Below are 2,947 nucleotides of genomic sequence, written 5' to 3'. Positions count from 1 at the left end.
CTGGGGGTCTCGCTGCTGCCGGTGGTGGCGGCGGTGAAGGAGTGGGCGGACGGTCACATCGAGGAGGTGGCGGCGGCGCGGGCGGCGTACGACGAGGGGTGACGGTTCGTGGGGTGCTCGGCGCGTTTTGACCCCGGCCAGGGGGCGCGGGTACGCTTCTGGTTTGTTATGCGTATTGGCTTCGTCGTTCTCACGCGGAGAGGCCTTGCGCGGTTCCCTGGAGCAGTTACCAGTGGCTCGCATACGGGCGTCGTCCCGGCAGTGCAGGCCCCAGCTGCATGATCGCTTCAGGTGTGTCTGGACTCCATCCACTGAAGAAGCGAAGGCTACGAAGTGCGTACGTACAGCCCCAAGCCCGGCGATGTCACTCGCCAGTGGCACATCATCGACGCGCAGGACATCGTCCTGGGCCGTCTGGCGACGACGGCTGCGAACCTCCTGCGAGGCAAGCACAAGCCGGTCTACGCCCCCCACATGGACATGGGCGACTTCGTCATCATCATCAACGCCGACAAGGTCCACCTGTCCGGCAACAAGAAGACCCAGAAGATGGCGTACCGCCACTCCGGCTACCCGGGTGGTCTGCGCTCCGTCCGCTACGACGAGCTTCTGGACAAGAACCCCGAGAAGGCCGTCGAGAAGGCCATCAAGGGCATGATCCCCAAGAACTCCCTGGGCCGTCAGATGCTCTCGAAGCTGAAGGTCTACGCGGGCGAGAACCACCCGCACGCTGCCCAGCAGCCGGTCCCGTTCGAGATCACCCAGGTCGCGCAGTAGTTCCGGCCACACCCCCTAAGAACGAAAGAAATCTGAGGAGCATCGTGGCCGAGACCACCCCCGAGACCCCCATCGACGAGTTCGAGGGCGTCGAGGAGTACACCACCGAGACCGAGATCGTCGAGGGTGACTACACCTCCGAGTCCCTCGCGTCCCGCTTCGGCGACCCGCAGCCGGCCGCCGGCCTGGGCCGTCGCAAGAACGCCATCGCCCGCGTCCGGATCGTCCCGGGCACCGGCAAGTGGAAGATCAACGGGCGTACGCTCGAGGACTACTTCCCGAACAAGGTGCACCAGCAGGAAGTCAACGAGCCCTTCAAGGTGCTCGAGCTCGACAACCGCTACGACGTCATCGCCCGCATCGCGGGTGGCGGTGTCTCCGGCCAGGCCGGTGCCCTGCGTCTCGGTGTCGCCCGCGCCCTGAACGAGGCCGACGTCGAGAACAACCGCCCGGCGCTGAAGAAGGCCGGCTTCCTCTCCCGTGACGACCGCGCGGTCGAGCGGAAGAAGGCCGGTCTCAAGAAGGCCCGCAAGGCTCCGCAGTACAGCAAGCGTTAATCGCCTGCTCGCACTGCTTGTACGTACGCCCCGGCGCACTGCGCGTGCCGTCGGGGCGTACGTTTTTTCTTAACCTCTTTCACCCCGGACCTTTCACCGGGATCTTTTTCACCCTTGGGCACGCATTTTCGGAGGACAGCTGTGGGACGACTCTTCGGCACCGACGGCGTACGCGGCGTTGCCAACGCGGACCTGACGGCGGAGCTCGCGCTCGGCCTGTCGGTCGCGGCGGCGCACGTGCTCGCCGAGGCGGGGACCTTCGAGGGCCATCGGCCGACCGCCGTGGTCGGGCGTGACCCGCGCGCGTCCGGAGAGTTCCTGGAGGCGGCCGTCGTCGCCGGTCTCGCCAGCGCCGGCGTCGACGTCCTGCGCGTCGGCGTCCTGCCGACCCCGGCCGTCGCCCACCTCACCGGCGTCCTCGGCGCCGACCTCGGCGTGATGCTCTCCGCGAGCCACAACGCCATGCCCGACAACGGCATCAAGTTCTTCGCCCGCGGCGGCCACAAGCTCGCCGACGACCTGGAGGACAAGATCGAGGCCGTCTACGAGGAGCACCGCACCGGCGCCCCCTGGGACCGCCCGACCGGTGCCGGCGTCGGCCGCGTCCGCGACTACGACGAGGGCTTCGAGACCTATGTCTCCCACCTCCTCTCCGTGCTGCCGAACCGCCTCGACGGCCTGAAGATCGTCCTCGACGAGGCCCACGGCGCCGCCGCCCGCGTCTCGCCCGAGGCGTTCACCCGGGCCGGCGCCCAGGTCGTCACCATCGGCGCCGCCCCCGACGGCCTCAACATCAACGACGGCTGCGGCTCCACCCACCTGGGGCTGCTCAAGGCCGCCGTCGTCGAGCACGGCGCCGACTTCGGCATCGCCCACGACGGCGACGCCGACCGCTGCCTCGCCGTCGACCACACCGGCGAGGAGGTGGACGGCGACCAGATCCTCGCCGTGCTCTCCCTCGCCATGCGCGAGGCCGGCACCCTGCGCGGCGACACCGTCGTCGCCACCGTCATGTCCAACCTGGGCTTCAAGCTCGCCATGGAGCGCGAGGGCCTCACCCTCGTCCAGACCGCGGTCGGCGACCGCTACGTCCTGGAGTCCATGAAGGAGCACGGCTTCGCCCTCGGCGGCGAGCAGTCCGGGCACGTCATCGTGCTCGACCACGCCACCACCGGCGACGGCACCCTCACCGGCCTCATGCTGGCCGCCCGGGTCGCCGCCACCGGCAAGTCCCTCGCGGAGCTGGCCTCCGTCATGGAGCGGCTGCCGCAGATCCTCATCAACGTGAAGGACGTCGACAAGTCCCGCGTCTCCACCTCCGGCGAGCTGGCCGCCGCCGTCGCCGACGCCGAGCGCGAGCTGGGCACCACCGGCCGGGTGCTGCTCCGCTCCTCCGGCACCGAGCCGCTGGTCCGCGTCATGGTCGAGGCCGCCGACATCGAGCAGGCCCGCTCGGTCGCGCAGCGCCTCGCCGACGTCGTGAAGTCCGCGCTCGGCTAGAGCGTCCGAGGGATACGGGAAGGGCCCCGCCCACCACCGGGCGGCGGGGCCCCACCCAAAACCCCCCCCGCCCCCCCGGGGGCAGCCCCCCCCCCCGCGGCGCCCCCCCCTAC

Annotated in this window: 3 protein-coding genes and 1 pseudogene; all 4 read left to right on the top strand. The window is 69.8% G+C overall.

Going from position 1 to position 2,947, the window contains the following annotated elements; translation table 11 throughout:
- Positions 1–102 (top strand): annotated as a pseudogene (locus ACFW1I_RS13260) (transcriptional regulator); the annotation flags it as partial.
- Between the two features lie 231 nt (positions 103–333).
- Positions 334–777, top strand: a complete 444-nt coding sequence (gene rplM, locus ACFW1I_RS13255; RefSeq protein ID WP_365337593.1) for a 50S ribosomal protein L13 — start codon at positions 334–336, stop codon at positions 775–777.
- Positions 778–821: 44 nt separating this feature from the next.
- Positions 822–1,334 (top strand): 30S ribosomal protein S9, encoded by a 513-nt coding sequence (gene rpsI / locus ACFW1I_RS13250; protein ID WP_031012128.1) that lies wholly within the window; start codon positions 822–824, stop codon positions 1,332–1,334.
- Positions 1,335–1,475: 141 nt separating this feature from the next.
- A complete protein-coding gene (gene glmM / locus ACFW1I_RS13245; protein WP_384669385.1) occupies positions 1,476–2,834 on the top strand; it encodes a phosphoglucosamine mutase in 1,359 nt (452 codons plus the stop codon).
- Positions 2,835–2,947 lie beyond the last annotated feature (113 nt).

Source organism: Streptomyces sp. NPDC058955, from assembly GCF_042741435.1.
Lineage (GTDB): Bacteria > Actinomycetota > Actinomycetes > Streptomycetales > Streptomycetaceae > Streptomyces.
Note: the sequence above shows the minus strand (reverse complement) of the source record. Positions and strands in the feature narration are given on the sequence as shown.